Annotated in this window: 15 protein-coding genes; 3 read left to right on the top strand and 12 right to left on the bottom strand. The window is 72.2% G+C overall.

The window, feature by feature from the left end; translation table 11 throughout:
- Positions 1-113: 113 nt before the first annotated feature.
- From ACIRQH_RS38510 to ACIRQH_RS38555, 10 genes are all read right to left on the bottom strand, one after another.
- The gene (locus ACIRQH_RS38510; protein WP_404230025.1) at positions 114-1,496 is read right to left on the bottom strand and encodes an ABC transporter substrate-binding protein; all 1,383 of its coding nucleotides are present in this window, start codon (positions 1,494-1,496) and stop codon (positions 114-116) included.
- Between the two features lie 178 nt (positions 1,497-1,674).
- Positions 1,675-3,291: a family 43 glycosylhydrolase gene (locus tag ACIRQH_RS38515; protein WP_404230028.1), complete on the bottom strand. Its 1,617-nt coding sequence runs from the start codon at positions 3,289-3,291 to the stop codon at positions 1,675-1,677.
- Positions 3,291-4,133 carry a PmoA family protein gene (locus ACIRQH_RS38520; protein WP_388881384.1) on the bottom strand — a complete coding sequence of 281 codons (843 nt, stop codon included), beginning with the start codon at positions 4,131-4,133 and terminating at the stop codon, positions 3,291-3,293. The genes ACIRQH_RS38515 and ACIRQH_RS38520 overlap by 1 nt, the downstream gene beginning before the upstream one ends.
- Positions 4,130-5,260, bottom strand: coding sequence for a Gfo/Idh/MocA family protein (locus tag ACIRQH_RS38525; protein ID WP_404230075.1), 1,131 nt, complete (start codon positions 5,258-5,260; stop codon positions 4,130-4,132). The genes ACIRQH_RS38520 and ACIRQH_RS38525 overlap by 4 nt, the downstream gene beginning before the upstream one ends.
- A 101-nt stretch (positions 5,261-5,361) precedes the next feature.
- On the bottom strand, positions 5,362-6,267 hold the full coding sequence (locus ACIRQH_RS38530; protein ID WP_358822091.1) for a carbohydrate ABC transporter permease: 906 nt from the start codon (positions 6,265-6,267) through the stop codon (positions 5,362-5,364).
- Complete coding sequence (locus tag ACIRQH_RS38535; protein WP_358822092.1) at positions 6,264-7,199, bottom strand: sugar ABC transporter permease; 936 nt, start codon at positions 7,197-7,199, stop codon at positions 6,264-6,266. Before ACIRQH_RS38535 ends, ACIRQH_RS38530 begins: the two co-directional genes overlap by 4 nt.
- Before the next feature lie 315 nt (positions 7,200-7,514).
- Positions 7,515-9,245, bottom strand: a complete 1,731-nt coding sequence (gene araD, locus ACIRQH_RS38540; protein ID WP_388881379.1) for an L-arabinonate dehydratase — start codon at positions 9,243-9,245, stop codon at positions 7,515-7,517.
- The gene (locus tag ACIRQH_RS38545) at positions 9,233-10,141 is read right to left on the bottom strand and encodes a dihydrodipicolinate synthase family protein (RefSeq protein ID WP_388881376.1); all 909 of its coding nucleotides are present in this window, start codon (positions 10,139-10,141) and stop codon (positions 9,233-9,235) included. The genes araD and ACIRQH_RS38545 overlap by 13 nt, the downstream gene beginning before the upstream one ends.
- Positions 10,138-10,800, bottom strand: a complete 663-nt coding sequence (locus ACIRQH_RS38550) for a GntR family transcriptional regulator (RefSeq protein WP_388881373.1) — start codon at positions 10,798-10,800, stop codon at positions 10,138-10,140. The genes ACIRQH_RS38545 and ACIRQH_RS38550 overlap by 4 nt, the downstream gene beginning before the upstream one ends.
- Before the next feature lie 211 nt (positions 10,801-11,011).
- On the bottom strand, positions 11,012-11,599 hold the full coding sequence (locus tag ACIRQH_RS38555; RefSeq protein WP_358822096.1) for a TIGR03086 family metal-binding protein: 588 nt from the start codon (positions 11,597-11,599) through the stop codon (positions 11,012-11,014).
- A gap of 248 nt (positions 11,600-11,847) precedes the next feature.
- Between ACIRQH_RS38555 and ACIRQH_RS38560 the strand changes: the two genes are divergently transcribed.
- The gene (locus tag ACIRQH_RS38560; protein WP_388881370.1) at positions 11,848-13,029 is read left to right on the top strand and encodes a serine hydrolase domain-containing protein; all 1,182 of its coding nucleotides are present in this window, start codon (positions 11,848-11,850) and stop codon (positions 13,027-13,029) included.
- 73 nt (positions 13,030-13,102) lie between these two features.
- A complete protein-coding gene (locus ACIRQH_RS38565) occupies positions 13,103-14,305 on the top strand; it encodes an MFS transporter (protein WP_388881367.1) in 1,203 nt (400 codons plus the stop codon).
- 118 nt (positions 14,306-14,423) lie between these two features.
- On the opposite strand, the gene ACIRQH_RS38570 is transcribed toward ACIRQH_RS38565, so the two are convergent.
- The gene (locus ACIRQH_RS38570; RefSeq protein WP_388881364.1) at positions 14,424-15,590 is read right to left on the bottom strand and encodes a hypothetical protein; all 1,167 of its coding nucleotides are present in this window, start codon (positions 15,588-15,590) and stop codon (positions 14,424-14,426) included.
- Positions 15,587-16,525, bottom strand: a complete 939-nt coding sequence (locus ACIRQH_RS38575; protein WP_388881361.1) for a 5-dehydro-4-deoxyglucarate dehydratase — start codon at positions 16,523-16,525, stop codon at positions 15,587-15,589. Before ACIRQH_RS38575 ends, ACIRQH_RS38570 begins: the two co-directional genes overlap by 4 nt.
- Before the next feature lie 289 nt (positions 16,526-16,814).
- Here ACIRQH_RS38575 and ACIRQH_RS38580 point away from each other — a divergent pair, with 289 nt between their 5' ends.
- A complete protein-coding gene (locus ACIRQH_RS38580) occupies positions 16,815-17,624 on the top strand; it encodes an NAD-dependent epimerase/dehydratase family protein (protein WP_404230033.1) in 810 nt (269 codons plus the stop codon).
- The last annotated feature ends 89 nt before the right edge of the window (positions 17,625-17,713 follow it).

The raw sequence follows: 17,713 nt of genomic DNA on the forward strand, positions 1-17,713 counted from the left end.
GGGGGGGGGGGTGTGTGGGTTGGGGGGGGGTGGGTGGGGGGGGGGGGGGGGGTGTGTGGGGGGGGGGGGGGGGTGGGGGGGGGGGGGGGGGGCCGCCCCCCCCCCGACAGGTCCTACTGGTGGGCCTTCCAGTCGGCCTGCGCCGTGTTCAGCTGGTCGGCCAACGTGTCCAGGAAGTCCTTCGCGCTCATCTTGCCGAGGAGCACCTTCTGGAAGTTGGGCTCGTTGTCGGCCTTGGAGATGGTGTTCCAGTCGGGCAGGTAGTAGGGCAGTTGCACGATCTTGGTGCTGCTGCCGTTCAGTGCCTCCGCGGCCAGCCGGGTCGGCTCGGCCCGCTGGATCCACTGGTCCTTGGCGGCGTCGGTGTTCGCCGGCACCTGCCCCGCGGACTCGTTGAACCTGGAGTTCTCCGCCGCCGAGACGGCGAACTCGATGAACTTCCAGGCGGCCGCCTTGTTCTTGCCGGACTTGAAGAGGCTCAGACCGTCGACCGGGTTGGACACCTGCACGCGCGTGCCGTCGTCCTGGGTGGGGTTCGGGATGCCGCGGAACGCATCCGCGCCCAGCGCCTTCAGGTGGTCCTGGTAGGAGCCGAGGTTGTGGCTCAGCATGCCGATGGTGCCGCTGTCCCACTGCGCGACCATCTTGGTGAAGTCGTTGTTGACGTCGGCGGAGGGCGTGACCTTCTTGTACAGGGCGACGTATTTCGCCAGGGCCGCCACGTTCTTCGGGTCGTTGACGGTGGACCTCTCGCCGTTCCAGAACGAGGTGATGCCGGACTGTCCGTACGCGGCGTCCAGTGCCGGCGCGATGGATCCCTCACCGCCGCGGATGGTGAAGCCGAACTTGTTCTTCCCCTGGTCGCTGAGCTTCCCGGCGGCGTCGTAGAACTTCGACCAGGTGGTCGGCGCGTCCAGCCCGGCCGCCTCGAACAGGTCGGTGCGGTACCAGAGCGTGCCGTTGTTGGCGGAGGTCGGCACCTGGTAGAGCGTGTCTCCGCCGCCCGCGGCCCGGCTCACGTCGAGGAGGTTCTCGCTCAGCCTCCCCTTCAGTGGGCTCTTCCCGAGCCGGCTGTCCAGCGGCTCCAGCGCACCCTGGACGGCGACCTCGGCGAGCATCGCGGTGCCCACGCCGCCGACGTCGGGCAGCCCGCCGCCCTGGATCGCGGTGTCGTACTTGGACTGGGCGCTCGCCGCCGGGATCCCGACGTAGTCGACCTTGATGTCGGGGTACTTCTTCTCGAAGTCCGCGATGATCTGCTTCCAGATGTCCGTGCGGACACCGCCGTTGTTGTCCCAGAAGGTGATCTCGCCCTTGCCGGAACCCTCGGTGCCCTTGTCCCCCGCGCTGCCGCTGCCGTCGTCGCCGCAGGCGGTGGCGGTCAGCGCGAGCACCGACCCGAGCGCGACCGCCACGGCCGTGCGCCGGCCGCCACGGCTGCCGGTCCACGACCGGCCGGTCCTCGGTGTGCTGTTCCTCAGGGAGCTGGTCTTCATCGGTCGGCTCTCTTCTTCCGGTTCCAACAGGGCTGTGCGGTGGACGAGTTGTTCTGGACGGTCGGCACACGGCTGCTTCCGGAAGGGGCGTGCCCTTCCCTCCGCATCCGGCAAGCGCTTGCTACGGAGGTGCGTCATTGCGGCTCCCAACAGGCGGACGGACGACAGGAAGTGACTCTCAGCGGGTCGCGGTGACCCGGAACCGGGTGAACGTGGCGGCGCCGGCGTGCCCCCCGCCGTCCGGCGCGAGAGCGAAGAGCCCGAGCAGGGCGCCGACCCAGCGCCAGGGCGTCGCGGCGAAGACCTGCCCCGAGGGCTGCCTGCCGCCGCCGACGTCGCAGGAGAAGCGGCAGCGGGCGCCGGCACCGATCTCGATCCACAGCCGGGCCCGGCCGTCCGGCGCCTCGCACGCCGGGGCGGCGTCCCGCTCGGCCGTCCGCTGCTCCATGGGTGCGGCGGTCGCCCCGGGGGCGACCGGCTCGGCGAACCGGTGCACGAGCCGCACCGATCCGTCGGGCTCCCGCTGCAGCCCGATCCAGCGGTAGGCGTCGCCGAGCACCGCGAGCCCGGCGCGGGCACCCGGCTCCTCGCTGTCGAGACGCAGTGCGACCTCGACGGTGGCGGCCCCGCCGGGAAGCCGCTGGGTGAGGACGTGCGGCAGGGTGCGGAGGTCGTAGGGGTCGGGTACGTCGCACGGATCCTGCGGGTCGCGACGGTCGCGCACGCGGACGCAGCTGAGCCGGAGTCCGTCGCCGGAGTGCTGGGGCGCCCAGCCGTCCTGGGGATTGGCGGTCCACTGCCACTGACGTCCGAAGCGGCCTCCGGGGAAGTCGTCGTCGGTGGCGGGCGCGGACGGCGGCTGCGACGGCAGGTCCGGCTTCCGGTGGACGGCCACGGGGACGGCCGCGTCACCGAGGACGGGCCAGTCCTCGCCGCCGGCGCCGTCGCCGGCCCAGCGCATCGGCTGCAGATGGACCACTCGTCCGTAGGCGCCGCGCTGCTGGAAGTGCAGGAACCAGTCCTCGCCCGTCGCCGTGCGCACCCAGCCGCCCTGGTGCGGGCCGTTGACCGGGGTGTTCCCCTGCTCCAGCACCACCCTCTCCTCGTAGGGCCCGAAGAAGCCGCGTGAACGGAGGACGCCCTGCCAGCCGGTCTCGACTCCCCCGGCCGGCGCGAAGATCCAGAACCAGCCGTCGTGCCGGTAGGCCTTGGGGCCTTCGAGGGTGAACCAGCCGGGGATGCGGTCGGCGTCGACGATCACCTTGCCCTCGTCGAGCAGCCCGGTGCCGTCGGGACGCATCCGGTGTCCGGTGAGCCGGTTCTTCACGCCCGCGCGGGACTTGGCCCAGGCGTGCACGAGATACGCCTCGCCGCTCTCCTCGTCCCACAGGGGGCAGGCGTCGATGAGCCCCTTACCCTCCTTCACCAGGTGCGGAGGAGTCCAAGGGCCCCTGATCGCGGGCGCGTTGATCTGGAAGATGCCGTGGTCCGGATCGCCCCAGAAGATCCAGAAGCGGTCGTCGTGGTGACGCAGGGAGGGCGCCCACACCCCGCGGTCGTGCCGGGGCCGGCCGAACTCGGCGGCCGGTTCCAGGCGTTGGAGCGCGTGGCCGACGAGGGTCCAGTTGACCAGGTCGCGGGAGTGCAGCAGGGGCAGGCCGGGCGCGCGGCCGAAGCTGGACGCGGTGAGATAGAAGTCGTCGCCCACGCGGAGCACGTCGGGGTCGGACCAGTCGGCGTCGAGGACGGGGTTGCGGTAGGTGCCGTCACCCAGGTCGGCGGAGGGCAGGGCCATCAGGTGCTCACCGCCTTGCGCACCAGGGCCGCGGCTCCGGCCCGGTCGAGCGTGCCGTCGGCGACGACGGTGACGATCCGGCGTACGAGCGTGTCACCGGCCGCGACCGTGAGCCGGCTCCGGTGGGCGAGGGAGGAACCGACGCCCGGGTACTGGGCGGTGCGCACGAACCACGGGTCGCGGCGCGTCCCCACGGTCGCCCCGGCGAGGACCAGCGTCCAGCCGGCGCCGGCGAGCGCGAGCCACTCCGCGGGGCGGGCGTGCACGGCGTCCTCGCCCTCGGTGTCGGCGGTGAACACGCGCGGGGCGTCCGGTTCCTTGGGTGCCCGCCAGAAGAAGCCGCCGTATCCCGCGTCCGACCGTCCGTTGGTGGCCGGGCTGCCGAGGGAGAGCGCTCGCGCCGTGACGTTCGTGAGCGCGAAGGTGAAGTCCAACGCCCAGGCTGAGTCGGTGAGTTCGACGGCCAGGACCGTACGGCGTTCACTCATCAGCTCGGTGCCCGCGGCCGTCCAGCGCAGTTCCTCCACGAAGCCGCCGGGGCCGCTCTCCTGGAAGGAGGCGTGCCGCTGGGCGCCGTGGTTGTCGAGCTCGGTGGGTCCCTGGTCGCGGACGTAGGTGCGCCCGCCCCAGAAGTTGTGCCCCTCGACGTCGGGGACCGCGACCCCGACGCCGAGGTGGTGGGCGTGGTCGGCGGGACTCAGCTCGGTGACGGGCGTGCCGGCAAGGGTCGTGACGGGGTGGAGGTACGGGCGCGGGGAGAGCCGGGCGGGCAGTTCGGGCCGGGTGACATAGCGGCCGACGGGGCGGCCCGCGGCGCTCAGGACGAGCTCGGTGTCATTCATCCGGTGCTCACCTCTTTCGGGAGCGTCCAGGGGGCGCCCAGTTCGGAGTAGAGGGCGAGGGTGTCGGCTGCCGACGCGACGAGCGCGTCGATGCCGCGTACGGCACGGCGGTTCTCGCCGGGCAGCAGGTCCCAGGCGTCCGGCGGCAGCGCGACGGGCTCGGGCGCCCGCCGGACCGCTTCCAGGACCTTCATGAACGCGCCGGTCGACGCGGGCGGGACCAGGAGTTCGACGCCGTCCGTCAGATGTCCGACGAGGTTCTCCAGCAGGTCGGTACGGCCGTACACGATCTCCTCCGGGCCGTGCCCCGACCGCTGCACCAGGACCCGGTCCTGCTTGTACCAGAAGGTGATCCGGCCCCCCGTGCCGTGCACGACGACGTACGGTTCGCCCGGGTTCTCGGCGCAGAGCGTGGCCGCGACGGTGATGGCGCGCCCGGCGGTCGTCACACGCACGCACGAGGTGTCGTCGGACTCGATGTCGTTGGCGCGCAGCAGTTCCGTCACGACGCCGGTGACGTCCTCGGCCCGGGCCGAGCCGTCCAGGGCCAGGGCGGTGGCGACGGCGTGGGCCAGCGGGTTCGTCAGCACACCGTCGACCACGTCCGCACCGTCGAGCCGCCGCCTGCCCGCCCACGGCGCGCGCCGGTAGTACGCCTCGTCCCGGGCCCAGGCCCCCGCCGCGCCGATGCCGGTCACCCGGCCGAGCGCGCCCTGGGCGATCAGCTCCCGGACGGCGGGCACGGCGTGCGAGCCGAGTGACTGGAAGCCGATCTGGCAGGCGACGCCCGCGGCGGCGACGCCGTCGGCCATTCGCCGGAACTCGGCGTAGGACGGCGCGGGCGGCTTCTCCAGGAGCAGGTGGACACCGCGGCGCGCGGCGGTCAGCGCCAGGTCGGTGTGGGTGGGGATGGGCGTGCAGATCACCGCGATCGCGGCGCCGGTGACGTCGAGCAGGGCCCCGAGGTCGGCGGACTGCTCGACGTGCCGCCCGTCGAGTTCCTCCGTGCCGAGCGGGGTCAGCTCACACACGCCGGCCAGGCGTACGAGGCCCTCGCGCTGGAGCCGGCGGATGTTGTCCAGATGCCGGCGGCCGTGGCCGCGGGCACCGGCCAGGACGACGGGCAGCGGGAGTCCGGTGGCCCGCCGGGGCGCCGTGCCGCTCGCGGGCGTGCGCCGCTCCGTGTCTGCGTTCAACTGCCCGGTCCCGCCGGGCCGCGCCGCGGACGTCATCCCTTCACCGCCCCCGCGCTGAACCCGGTGATCAGCCACTTCTGGATGAACGCGAAGACGACGACCACGGGGACGGCGGCGATGATGCCGCCCGCGGCGAGCGCTCCCAGGTCGACACTGTCGGAGCTCATCAGGGTGTTGAGTCCCACCGGGATGGTCTGCTTGCTCTGGTCGCTGAGGAACATCAGGGCGAACAGGAAGTGGTTCCAGGCGTGCACGAAGGCGAACGAGCCGACGGCGATCAGTCCGGGTCGCAGCAGCGGCAGGACGACGATGCGAAAGGCGTCGAAGCGGTTGCAGCCGTCCACCCAGGCGGCCTCCTCCAGGGAGTACGGCACGTTCCGGATGAAACCGCTGATCAGGATCATCGACAGCGGCAGCTGGAAGACCGTCTCGGCGATGACCACGCTGGCCAGCGAGTTGATCATCTGGAGCTTGGCGAAGATCTGGAAGAGCGGGACCAGGAGCAGGGCGCCCGGTACGAACTGGGAGCAGAGCAGCGCCAGCAGGAAGCCGCGCTTGATCCTGAAGTCGAACCGGGCGAGCGCGTAGCCGCCGGCGAGCGCGACGAGGGTCGTCATCACCAGGGTGGCGACGGCGATGAGCACGCTGTTCTGGAAGTAGGTCCCGAAGCTGCGTTCGGTCCACACCTTGTCGAAGTGGTCGAAGGTCATGGGCCAGGGCACGAGCGAGGTCGAGCCGGCGGGGCGCAGCGCGAAGAGCAGGATCCAGTAGAAGGGGATCAGGGTGAAGAGGAGGTAGATGCCCAGCGGGACGTAGATGTGCCACCGGGGGACCTCGTCCCACGCGCGATGCCTGGTCCGCGCGTCGGGGCGGGGCGGCTCCTCCGCCGGCGGGGCGGGTGCGGCCGGGGCGATCGTCTCGGCGTCCTTGGTGATCACTTGTCCCCGCCTCCGAACTTGCTCAGCCGCAGATAGACGATCGAGCAGAACAGCAGAATCACGAACGCGACGGCGGTCAGGGCCGACGCGTAGCCGAAGTTGTGGGCGTCGACGCTGGTGTTGGCGATGTACAGCGGCAGGGTCGTCGTCTCCCCCGCGGGTCCGCCGCCGGTCAGGGTGTAGAGCAGGTCGACGTTGTTGAACTCCCACACCGCGCGCAACAGAGTGGACAGGATGATCGCGTCCTTGAGGTGCGGCAGGGTGATGTGCAGGAACTGCCGGACACGGCTCGCCCCGTCGACCTCGGCGGCCTCGTACAGGTCCTTGGAGACGGACTGGAGGTCGGCGAGGATCAGAATCGCGAAGAAGGGGACACCGCGCCACAGGTCGGCGACCACCGCCGCCGGGAAGACGGTGGCGGTGTCCGACAGCCAGCTCGTGCCGTACGAGCCGATGCCCGCGTCGGCGAGGTAACGGGTGATGCCCGTCTGGGAGTTGTAGAGCAGCACCCAGATCGCCGAGGTCAGCACCCCGGAGACGGCCCACGGCGAGAAGACCAGCGCCCGCCCGACGGCCCGTCCGACGAAGGTCTGGTTGACGATCAGCGCGAGTGCCAGGCCGAACAGCAGCTGGAGCCCCACCTCGACGACGACCCACTTCGCGCTGAAGGTGAGGGTGTCCCAGAACTGCGGGTCCGCGGTGAAGGCGTGCACGAAGTTGTCGAAGCCGGCGTATCCGTTGCGCCAGGGTTTGGTGGGGTTGTAGTTCTGCAGGCTGTAGTAGAAGACGCTGATGACGGGGTAGGCGATGAAGCCCAGCATCAGCAGCGCCGCCGGGGCGATCAGCAGATACGGGAGCCTGCGCGGGGTCGCGGAGGCACGGCGCCGCCGGGGTGGCGCAGGCGGTTTCGCCACGGCTGCGGCTTGGGCCATGACTGTTCTCCGTTCTGGCGGTGCCGTGGAGCGGTTGCCCGACCGACAGGAAGCGCTTGCTGTCTGCACAGAGGTCGGGCACCGCGGTCACGGTCTTCGGGATGTCGGCCGTTCGAGGTGCTGGGTCGTCCGAGGTGCTGGGCGGTTCGAGGTGCTGGGCGGTTCGAGATGCTGGGCGGTTCGGCGTGCCGGTTCGTTCGCTTCGCTGCTCGATGGTTCGCCGTGCGAGGAGGTGCGGGTGCGGAACGTCCGGGGCCGGCCGTTCGCGCTGTTCACCGTGCGTGGGCCGCCTCGGGGCGTGCGGCCGGGGGTCGTTCAGCCCGCGTACGGGTCCTGCACCGTGCCCGGCCGGGCCAGGAACGCGAAGTCGCAGCCGGTGTCCGCCTGGGTGATCTGGTCGGTGTAGAGCGCGCCGTAGCCGCGTTCGTACCGGACGGGGGGCGGCGTCCACTCCGCCCGTCTGCGCTCCAGCTCGGCGTCGTCCACGTCGAGCCGGAGTGACCGTGCCTCGACGTCGAGGCTGATCGTGTCGCCGGTCCGCACCAGGGCGAGCGGGCCCCCGACATGCGACTCGGGTGCCACGTGCAGCACGCACGTGCCGTAACTCGTGCCGCTCATACGGGCGTCGGAGATCCGCACCATGTCCCGGACGCCCTGCTTGAGCAGGTGTTCGGGGATGGGCAGCATCCCGTACTCGGGCATCCCCGGGCCGCCCTTCGGCCCGGCGCCCCGCAGCACCAGCACGCTGTCCGCGGTGATGCCGAGCGACGGGTCGTCGATGGTCCGCTGCATGGTGCGGTAGTCGTCGAAGACGACCGCGGGACCGCTGTGCCGGAGCAGGTGCGGCTCGGCGGCGATGTGCTTGATGACGGCGCCGTCCGGGCAGAGGTTGCCGCGCAGGACGGCCACCCCTCCCTCGGGCGCGACCGGATTGTCCCGGGTGCGGATGACGTCGTCGTCGTGCACCCGCGCGTTCGCCAGTTGCTCGCGCAGGCTGTCGTGGGACACCGTGGGCCGGTCCAGGTGCAGCAGATCGGTGATCCGCGACAGGAACCCCGGCAGCCCGCCGGCGAAGTGGAAGTCCTCCATGAGGTACGTGCGTCCGCCGGGCCGGACGTTGGCGAGGACCGGCACGGTCCGGGCGATCCGGTCGAAGTCGTCGAGCGTGAGGGTGACGCCGGCGCGTCCGGCCATGGCGATCAGATGGATCACGGCGTTCGTCGAACCGCCAAGACCGAGCACCGTGGTCACGGCGTCCTCGAAGGCGTCGGCGGTGAGGATGTCGCTCAACCGGCGGTCCCGGTGGACGAGTTCGACGATCCGGAGTCCGGCCGCGGCGGCCATCCGCTCGTGCCCCGAGTCGACGGCGGGGATGCTCGACGCGCCCGGCACGGTGACGCCGAGCGCCTCCGCCGCGGCCGTCAGGGTGGACGCCGTACCCATCGTCATGCAGTGTCCCGGTGACCGCGCGAGCCCGCTCTCCAGCTCGGCCATCTCGCAGTCGCCGATGAGCCCGGCACGCCGGTCGTCCCAGTACTTCCACATGTCGGTGCCGGAGCCGAGGACTTGGTTGCGCCAGTGGCCCGGGAGCATCGGCCCGGCCGGCACGAAGACCGTCGGCAGATCGACCGAGGCGGCCCCCATGAGCAGCGCGGGGGTCGACTTGTCGCAGCCGCCCATCAGCACCGCCCCGTCGACCGGGTACGACCGCAGCAACTCCTCGGTCTCCATGGCGAGGAGGTTGCGGTAGAGCATCGGGGTCGGCTTCTGGAAGGTCTCGCTGAGCGTGGACACGGGGAATTCGAGCGGGAACCCCCCGGCCTGCCACACGCCCCGCTTCACGGCCTGCGCGCGGTCGCGCAGGTGGACGTGGCAGGGGTTGATGTCGGACCAGGTGTTGAGGATCGCGATCACCGGCTTGCCGAGGTGTTCCTCCGGCAGGTAGCCCAGTTGGCGGGTACGGGCCCGGTGACTGAACGAGCGGAGCCCGTCGGTGCCGTACCACTGGTGGCTGCGGAGGTCCTCCGGCCGCTTCACAGGGGCCATCCGGCGGCTATGGCGGCGACCTCGGAACGCTCGCTCTCGGCCAGCGGCCGGCTCGGCGGGCGCACGTCGCGGCGGCACAGACCGAGCGAGGCCAGAGCCTCCTTGACGACGGTCACGTTGTTCGCGGAGGCGTTCGCCCCACGCAGTTCCTCGAAGCGGCGGATCTGCTCCCAGACCTTCATCGCGGCCGGGTAGTCGCCGGACCGGAGCGCTTCGATCATGTTCAGCGAGAGGGTCGGGGCGACGTTCACCAGGCCCGAGGTGAAGCCGGTGGCACCGGCCGAGAAGTACGAGGGCGCGTACGGCTCGGCGAGTCCGGCCACCCAGACGAACCGCTCCAGCCCGGCGTCCCGCGCGAAGGCGGCGAAGCGGGCGGCGTCGGGGACGGCGTACTTGACTCCGATGACGTTCGGGCAGGCGTCGGCGAGTTCGGTGAGCCGCTCGCCCGGGAGCAGCGGGTTGCGGATGTACGGCACGACGCCCAGGCCGGGTACGGCATCGGCGACGGCCCGGTGGTAGTCGACCCAGCCGCCTTCGGAGACGTAGGGATGGACGGGCTGGTGGACCATCACCATCCCGGCACCGAGGACGGCGGCGTGCTGGGCGGAGGCGACGGCGGTCGGCACGTCGTGGCCGACACCGGCCAGCACGACCGCCCGGTCACCGGCCTCCTCCACCGTCGACTCCAGGACGATCCGCCGCTCTTCGGGCGTGAGGGCGTAGAACTCGCCGGTGTTGCCGTTGGGGGTGAGGGTGCGGACTCCGCCGTCGATCAGCCGGCGCAGCAGGGCCCGGTGGGTGTCGCGGTCGATCGTGCCGTCCTCGGCGAACGGCGTCACCGGGATCGCCACGACCTCGGCGAGGGCCGTCCGCTGGGTCTCGAACGTCGCTGTCATTCCTGTCCGTCCTCCGCCCGGCCCTGCGGGAAGGCCCGTTGCACGAACGACGCGATGTGGGAGTGCAGCGCTCCGGCCGCACCGTCGGCGTCGCCGTCGAGCGCGAGCCGCAGGATCTCCCGGTGCTCGCTCGCCTCCCGTTCCCAGGACGGGTCGGCCGCCCAGGCGACCGCCGAGACGAGAGCCGCCTGGTCGCGGACCTCGTCGAGCATCCGGCCGAGCAGCGGATTGCCGCAGGGCACGTACAGGGCGCGGTGGAACTCCCGGTTGGCGAGGGAGCGTTCGGCGGTGTCGGTGGCGTCGTCGGCGCGGGTCAGCGCGTCCCGGGCGGCTTCGAGGGTGGCACCGAGGCGTACCGACCGGCGCAGCGCCTCGGGTTCGAGGAGCAGCCGCACGTCGTACACCTCGCGCGCCATGTCGGCGTCCACCATGCGCACCGTGACGCCCTTGTACTGGTTCATCACGACGAGCCCGGTGCCGGCCAGGGTCTTGAGCGCCTCGCGCACGGGTGTCTTCGAGACACCGAACTGTGCGGCGAGGTCGGTCTCGACCAGGGCCGCCCCCGGGGGCAACTGCCCCGTGAGGATGCGGTGTTTGATCCCGTCCAGCACGACCTGGGTGCGGGACGGGATCGGGGTGGGCGTGGGCACAGCCGTCATGCGCGCCTCTCGTATCTCACATATCGCGTCTCATATATGACGTACGAAGTACGACGCGTTGAAAGTAGGAGAGGCGCCTGGCCCCGTCAACACTTGCGACAGGAAAACCGGTTGGGGAATCCGGAACGAGCTGGGACGTCCGAAAAGTCGCGTCGCCGGCCCGCAGGGCGGGCCCGACGTCGGCGGGCAGGCGAGACGTCGCGGACGCGCCCTACGGAGTCCAGCCCGGGTCGCGGCCGCTGAGGCCGATCACGCGGTCCAGGAGGGGCGCGCCGTCGGGCACCGGGACCACGGGGCCGAAGATGCCTCCGCCGCCCGTCGGGTCCTCGGCCACGGCGCCGAGGAAGCTGTGCGCGGCCCGCAGGGCCGCCTCGTCGGGGACGTACTCACGGCCCGTGGCGCGGGCGAGGTCCCAGCCGTGCACGACCAGTTCGTCGGCGACCACGGCAGCCGCCACCGGGCCCGGCAGGGTCACTCCTCCCGCCCGGGTCGTGCCGGTCCAGGCCGCCGGGTCCCGCCAGGCGTCGGCGAGTTCGTCGAGCGCCTTCGGCAGGGCCTCGCGCCAATCGGGCCCGATGTCGGGCAGCGCGGAGTCGGGGGCGGTGTCGGTCGACGCGCCCAGGTCCTTCCGGGCGGCGTCGCGGAAGGCGACGGACAGGCCCGTCAGGTGTCCCAGGAGGTGGTGCACCGCGTAGTCCGGGCAGGGGGTGGCACCGTCGAGGTGGGCGTCCGTGACGCCCTCCGCGAGACGCGCCACGATCAGGGCCTGCGGCCCGAGGTCGAAGGTCTGGCCGGTCATCCGCTTCTCCTTGGTATGTACGTTGCCGGGGTCTCCGGGAACGTGGGTCCACTCCTGATGTGGACCCCGTCCGCACGCGGAACTCATCGGTTGCCGGCGACGGCCCCCCGCCCGGACCTCCCGGGAGCCGGCCGGACGCTCGACGCCGACGGGCCGCTCCGCCGTATGCAGCAGCGGCGCGGGCGGACGGCGGGGACGGGATCGAAGCTGAGCGTGCTCCGGCCTCCGTCCGACTCGGGAGAACCCCCATGCCTTCGTCACCCCTGTCCCGCCGCCCCCGGTTGCGTGTGCCGCTCGGCGCGCTGCTGGCCGCCGCCTGCCTGACCGGCGTCGTGTCCGCACCCGCGGACGCCACCGCGTCGACCGACCGTGACCACGACCGCGCGCTGCGCAAGCAGCTCGACGACCTGGTGCGCAGCCCCGGCGGGCCGCCCGGTGTCATCGCCGTCCTGCGCCGGGACGGCGACGCCCGCGTCGTGCGCGCCGGTGTGGCGGACATCGCGAGCGGCCGTCCGATCTCTCCCGACGACCACATGCGGATCGCCAGTACGGCGAAGGCGTTCAGCGGCGCCGTCGCGCTGCGCCTGGTGGACAAGGGCGCACTCCGGCTCGGCGACACCATCGGGCGCCGGCTGCCGTCCCTGCCGAAGAAGTGGCACGCGGTGACCCTGCGCCAGCTGCTGAACCACACCAGCGGACTGCCCGACTACACGCGGAGCCCCGAGTTCCTCCGGATCCTCACCGCCGATCCGCACCACCGCTTCGACTCACGGCGGCTCCTCGACTACGTGGCCGGCGAACCCCTGCTGTTCCGTCCGGGATCCCGGTACGCATACTCGAACTCCGACAACATCGCCGTCGCGCTGATGGCCGAGGCGGTGACCGGCAAGCGTTACGAGGATCTGCTGCGCGGCCTCGTCTACCGGCCTCTCGGCCTGCGCGACACGAGCCTCCCGCAGGGCTACCGGCTGCCCGAGCCGTACATGCACGGCTACGACGTCGAGCCTCCCAACCCTCCGGAGGACGTCAGCGAGGCGCTCAGCGCCTCGGGCGTGTGGGCTTCGGGCGGCATCGTCTCGACCCCGGCGGACATGACGCGTTTCGTCCGCGGCTACGCGAGCGGGTCCCTCATCTCGCCCGCCACCCTGCGCGAGCAGCGCCGCTGGGTCGACGGGGCCTCGGAGCCGGCGGGCCCCGGCAGGAACGCGGCGGGCGAGGCGATCTTCCGCTACACCACCCGCTGCGGAGTGGTCCTCGGCCACACCGGCAACTTCCCCGGCTACACCCAGCTGATCGCGGCGACGCCCGACGGCCGGCGGTCGCTCACGTTCTCCCTCACCACCCAGGTGAACAAGGAGACCAAGCCGGAACTGCTGGCGAAGCTGCGCAAGGTCGAGGAGGACTTCGTCTGCTCACTGCTGCGGGACTGAGGGCTCCGCGGCCCTCGGGATAAGGCAGTTGCCCGATCCCGGCGCGGTCGCCTTAGGACCACGATCACCTGCCATGACATGGACAGGAGCGCGTGTTCTGGGTGACCGCGACGCCGGCCTGTATCTGGCCGCGGTCGTCGTCTCCGGCTTCGGGACCTCGGCGATGTGGCTGGTGTCGGGCATCTGGGTGAAGGACCTGACGGGCTCGGACGGGCTGGCCGCGCTCTGCGTCTTCGCCCTCTGGGCGCCCACCCTGGCCGGTCCCGCGCTCGGCACCCTCGCCGACCGCACCCGCCGCCGCCCGCTGCTCCTCGGGACGAACCTCCTGCTGGCCGCCCTGCTGCCGGTGCTGTACGCGGTGCACGGCCGGGGCAGCCTGTGGATCCTGTTCGGGGTGCTCCTGGTCTACGGCGCCGTCGGCGTCGTCCAGGACGCCGCCGAGTCCGCCCTGCTGGCGACGGCGCTCGACGGGGTCCTCCTCGGGGACTTCAACGGCCTGCGCATGACGGCCAACGAGAGCATGAAGCTGCTGGCCCCGCTCGTCGGGGCGGGCCTCTACACGGCGTACGGCGGGCCCCGCGTCGCGCTGCTGGACGCGGTGACGTTCGCGCTGGCGGCGGGGGTGTACGCGCTGCTGCGGGTGCGTGAGACGCCGCCGTCGAGGGAGCCGGGGCCCACCGAGGGTCTGCGGGCCCGGACCGTGGAAGGCGTCCGTCATCTGCGGCGGCACCCAGGCCTGTGGCGGCTGGTGCTCGCCGGCGGGACGACCATGTTCTTCGCCGGGATCAACGGCGCCACGGTGTACGCGGTGGCCGAGGGGCTCGGTCACTCCCCCGCCTACGTCGGGCTGCTGTACGTCGCCCAGGGCGCCGGGTCCGTGGCCGTGGGGCTGCTGTCCGGGACGCTGTTGCGCAGGCTCGGCGAGCGGCGGTTCGCCGCCTGCGGGATCGCGCTCACCGCCGTCGCGGTCGTCCTGCGGGCCGTTCCCCTCGACGCGGTGGCGCTCGCCTGCAGCGCGGCGGTGGGGGTCGGGTTGCCGTGTGTGCTCGTCGCCGCGTTCACGGCTGTGCAGCGGGAGACACCGGCGGACCTGCTGGGGCGGGCGTCCGCGTCCCTGAACACGCTGCTGTACGCGCCCAACGCCGTCGGGCTCGCCCTCGGAGCGGGGCTGGTCGAACTCGTCGACTACCGGGTTCTGCTGCCCGTGCTGGGGGTGGCTCGGCTCGTGACGCTCGGGCCCCTCGTCCGGGGTGTTCCCGCGCCGGTCCGCGGGTGAGGGCACGGCGGTGTCGCGCCCTGTCCGCCCCTGCCCTTCCCCTCCCCCGGCTCTGCCCCGGACCCCACTCCCGGGACGCCGAAGGGGCAGGATCGCCCGCCCGAACCGTCCCGCCGGATCACCGGCGGGTCAGTGCTCGCCTCACCGTCTCCAAGTCGTGGTCCGATGCCAGACCCGCGTGATACAGGCGCAGTTCGGTCGCGCCCTGTTCAACTGCGTGGGCCGCGTCGGTGGCGAGGGTGTCGGGGTGACCGCCCATTCCGGACACCACGGTGAAGTTGGCGGCGAGGACCTGCCCGGGGGCGGCCGTCTCCGCGAACGGGGCGAGCAGGCCCGTGCCTCCGGCGCAGGGCACGACCACGCCGTCCGCCACGGAGAGGACGTGCCGCGGGTCGACACCGGCGTTGGCGCCGCAGTGGAAGGAGACGGGGTCGGCGTGCAGCAGGACCTGGAAGCCCGGGGGCGCGGCGGAGCGTACGGCCCGCACCGTCTCCTCCTGGAGCGAGCGGGCCACCGCGTCACGCCAGGCACGGGTGGCCGCGGCCGTCTCCGCCCCGAGGAGCTTCTCCACTCCGGCCCAGCCGCCGTCGGACGGGGCGCCCCGCCACACCGGGGCCAGCGCGCTCCGCACGAAGGACGCCAACTCCTCGGCGTCCAGGCCGTGTCGGTCGTACCCGTCGGCGCACGCGGCGCAGAAGCAGAGTGACATGAGGTAGTGGCCGGAGTCCCCGAGCGGGACGCCGCCGGTCTTGTCGTGGGCGTGCAGATGAGCGAGTCCGTACCAGCCGAGCGACTCCAGTTCCGTACCGGCGGCACCGGGGCGGACCGCGGCCTCCTTGGCCAGGCCGGTCAGGTAGGCGCGGGTGCCGGGCTGGGCGATGCAGGGGGCCCACGGGTAGCGGTCCCCGTAGGCGTTGACGACCGAGGTCGACGGATGGTCCTCCCCCATACGGGAGTTGTGCGCGAGGACGACCCAGGTGTGCACGTCGAGTCCGGCGGCGGAGAGCGCGGCTGCGGCCTCGCCGTACGCGTCACCGGGCGCCCAGTCCCCGGCCGGGTTGGGGCGCAGGGCGCGTTCCGCCCAGTGGTCCTCGTCCAACGGGTAGAGGACCGCGGCGTGTTCGGCCGTGACGACGCGGTGCCGGGGGTGGCGGGGGGTCAGCGCGCGCGTGGAGTGGTAGGCGGAGGCCAGCGTCACCTGTCGTACGCCGAGCGCGGCGGTCCTCGACGCGGCCTGCGGATCTCCGTTGACGTCCCACGGGTACAGGAACGCGGACGCCCTCACATCTCCTCCAGCAGCGCGTAACCGCGGTCGGTGAGCTGAGCGAGCTGCTTCACGTGGTCCTCGGTCGGCTCGTGCAGCGGGGGCCGTACCTCGCCGACGTCCAGTCCGCGCAGCCGGACCCCGGCCTTGACGAGGGCGACCGCGTAGCCGCGGCCCTGCGCCCGCAGGTCGACGAAGGGCCGGTAGAAGCCGTCCAGCAGCCGGTTCACCGTCGTGTCGTCCCCGGAGTTCAGCGCCCGGTGGAAGGCCAGGGCGATCTCGGGGGCGAAGCAGAAGACCGCCGAGGAGTAGAGCGTGATGCCCACGCCCCGGTAGGCGAGTCCGGTCAGTTCGGCTGTCGGCAGGCCGTTGAAGTAGAGGAACTCGCCGGGCACCTCGCTGCGGACGGCGCTCACGGTCCGCTGTATCAGGTCCAGGTCGCCGAGGCCGTCCTTGAAGCCGATGATCCCGTCGGTGCGGGCGAGTTCGACCACGCTCTCGGGGGTGAAGACGGCGTTGTCGCGCTGGTAGACGATGACGTCGAGCGAGGTGGCGGCGGCGACCTCCCGGTAGTGGCGCAGCAGGCCCTCCTGCCCGGCGACCACGAGGTAGGGCGGCATGGCGAGCAGCCCGTCGGCCCCGGCGGCCTCCGCGAGGCGTGCGTAGCGGACGGCGAGGGCGGTGCCGTATCCGGCGCCCGCGATCACCGGCACGCGTCCCGCGGTCGCCTCCACGGCGGCCCGCACGCACGCCTCGAACTCCTCGGGCGTGAGCGCGTGGAACTCGCCCGTGCCGCAGGCCGCGAAGACGGCCGCGGCTCCGGCCTCGACACCGCGCCGCACGTGCTCCCGGTAGACGTCGAGATCGACGGCGCCGTCGGGACCGTACGCGGTGACGGGGAAGAACAGCGGCCCGCTGGGGATTTTCAGCCGGGCGGCGAGAGGGGCTGACGTCACGGACTCTCCCTAAAAAGGTGCCCACCGAGTGCACGCTTCTGATCCACGTCTATATTTCTGAACGCGCCCACGCTAAGCCGCCACCTCCGGGCCGGTCAAGCGCGCAAACGCGCAACACGGAGGCGGATTTCCCCCGTCCGCGCGACACTTGACGCAGCGCGTCAGCGATCCTTAGCGTGTCCACGGATGTGAATCTCGTACACGAATACGATTGCCGGACGGACACCCCGCCGACCGCCCGACGGAGCCCCCGCCCCGGCACACCGGCCCGCACCGAGGAGACCCCCGCATGCCCGCTCCCCGCACCGTTCTGCTCACCGGCGCCGCCGGCGGACTCGGCACCCTGATGCGCGGACTGCTGCCGCGGTACGGCTACGGGCTTCGGCTGCTCGACATGCTCCCCGTCGAGGGCGAACCCGGTGCGATCACCGCCGACCTCGCGGACCGGGCGGCGCTGCGGGAGGCCGTACGGGGTGTCGACGCCATCGTCCACCTCGCGGGGATCTCCCTGGAGGCCTCCTTCGACAAGATCGTCCAGGCCAACATCGAGGGGACGTACAACCTGTACGAGGCGGCGCGCGAGGAGGGCGTACGCCGGATCGTCTTCGCCTCCTCCAACCACGCGGTGGGCTTCACCCCGCGCCCGCAGGGCGACGATCCGCTGATCCCGGTCGATACCCCGCGCCGCCCGGACACCTTCTACGGCCTGTCCAAGTCGTTCGGCGAGGACCTCGCCCAGCTCTACTGGGACAAGCACGGCCTGGAGACCGTCTCGGTGCGCATCGGCTCCTGTTTCGCCGAGCCCAGCAGTGTGCGCATGCTGTCGGTCTGGATGAGCCCCGAGGACGGCGCCCGGCTCTTCCACGCCGCCCTCACCGCCGAGGACGTGGGACACACCGTCGTGTACGGCTCCTCCGCCAACACCCGCCTGTGGTGGGACCTCTCGACGGCACGGGCCCTCGGCTACGAGCCGCGCGACGACTCCGAACCGTACGCCGAGAAACTCATCGCCGAGCAGGGCGATCTCGACCCGGACAACCCGGACCACGCCCACCTGGGCGGCCACTTCACCACGCACCCGCCGATCTGGCCGTACTGACACCGGCGGCCGTGGGCGAGACGGCGGGCGGGCACCGAACGGGCCCGCCCGCCTCCCTGTTCGGGCACGGACCCTGCCCGATCACACCC

The sequence above is a fragment of the Streptomyces sp. NPDC102279 genome, from assembly GCF_044766365.1.
Taxonomy (GTDB): domain Bacteria; phylum Actinomycetota; class Actinomycetes; order Streptomycetales; family Streptomycetaceae; genus Streptomyces.

Bases quoted from the DNA above. Each gene is read 5' to 3' on its own strand.
- ACIRQH_RS38510 (WP_404230025.1), bottom strand. From the start codon at position 1,496: ATGAAGACCAGCTCCCTGAGGAACAGCACACCGAGGACCGGCCGGTCG.
- ACIRQH_RS38515 (WP_404230028.1), bottom strand. From the start codon at position 3,291: ATGGCCCTGCCCTCCGCCGACCTGGGTGACGGCACCTACCGCAACCCC.
- ACIRQH_RS38520 (WP_388881384.1), bottom strand. From the start codon at position 4,133: ATGAATGACACCGAGCTCGTCCTGAGCGCCGCGGGCCGCCCCGTCGGC.
- ACIRQH_RS38535 (WP_358822092.1), bottom strand. From the start codon at position 7,199: ATGGCCCAAGCCGCAGCCGTGGCGAAACCGCCTGCGCCACCCCGGCGG.
- araD (WP_388881379.1), bottom strand. From the start codon at position 9,245: ATGGCCCCTGTGAAGCGGCCGGAGGACCTCCGCAGCCACCAGTGGTAC.
- ACIRQH_RS38545 (WP_388881376.1), bottom strand. From the start codon at position 10,141: ATGACAGCGACGTTCGAGACCCAGCGGACGGCCCTCGCCGAGGTCGTG.
- ACIRQH_RS38550 (WP_388881373.1), bottom strand. From the start codon at position 10,800: ATGACGGCTGTGCCCACGCCCACCCCGATCCCGTCCCGCACCCAGGTC.
- ACIRQH_RS38555 (WP_358822096.1), bottom strand. From the start codon at position 11,599: ATGACCGGCCAGACCTTCGACCTCGGGCCGCAGGCCCTGATCGTGGCG.
- ACIRQH_RS38560 (WP_388881370.1), top strand. From the start codon at position 11,848: ATGCCTTCGTCACCCCTGTCCCGCCGCCCCCGGTTGCGTGTGCCGCTC.
- ACIRQH_RS38565 (WP_388881367.1), top strand. From the start codon at position 13,103: ATGACATGGACAGGAGCGCGTGTTCTGGGTGACCGCGACGCCGGCCTG.
- ACIRQH_RS38580 (WP_404230033.1), top strand. From the start codon at position 16,815: ATGCCCGCTCCCCGCACCGTTCTGCTCACCGGCGCCGCCGGCGGACTC.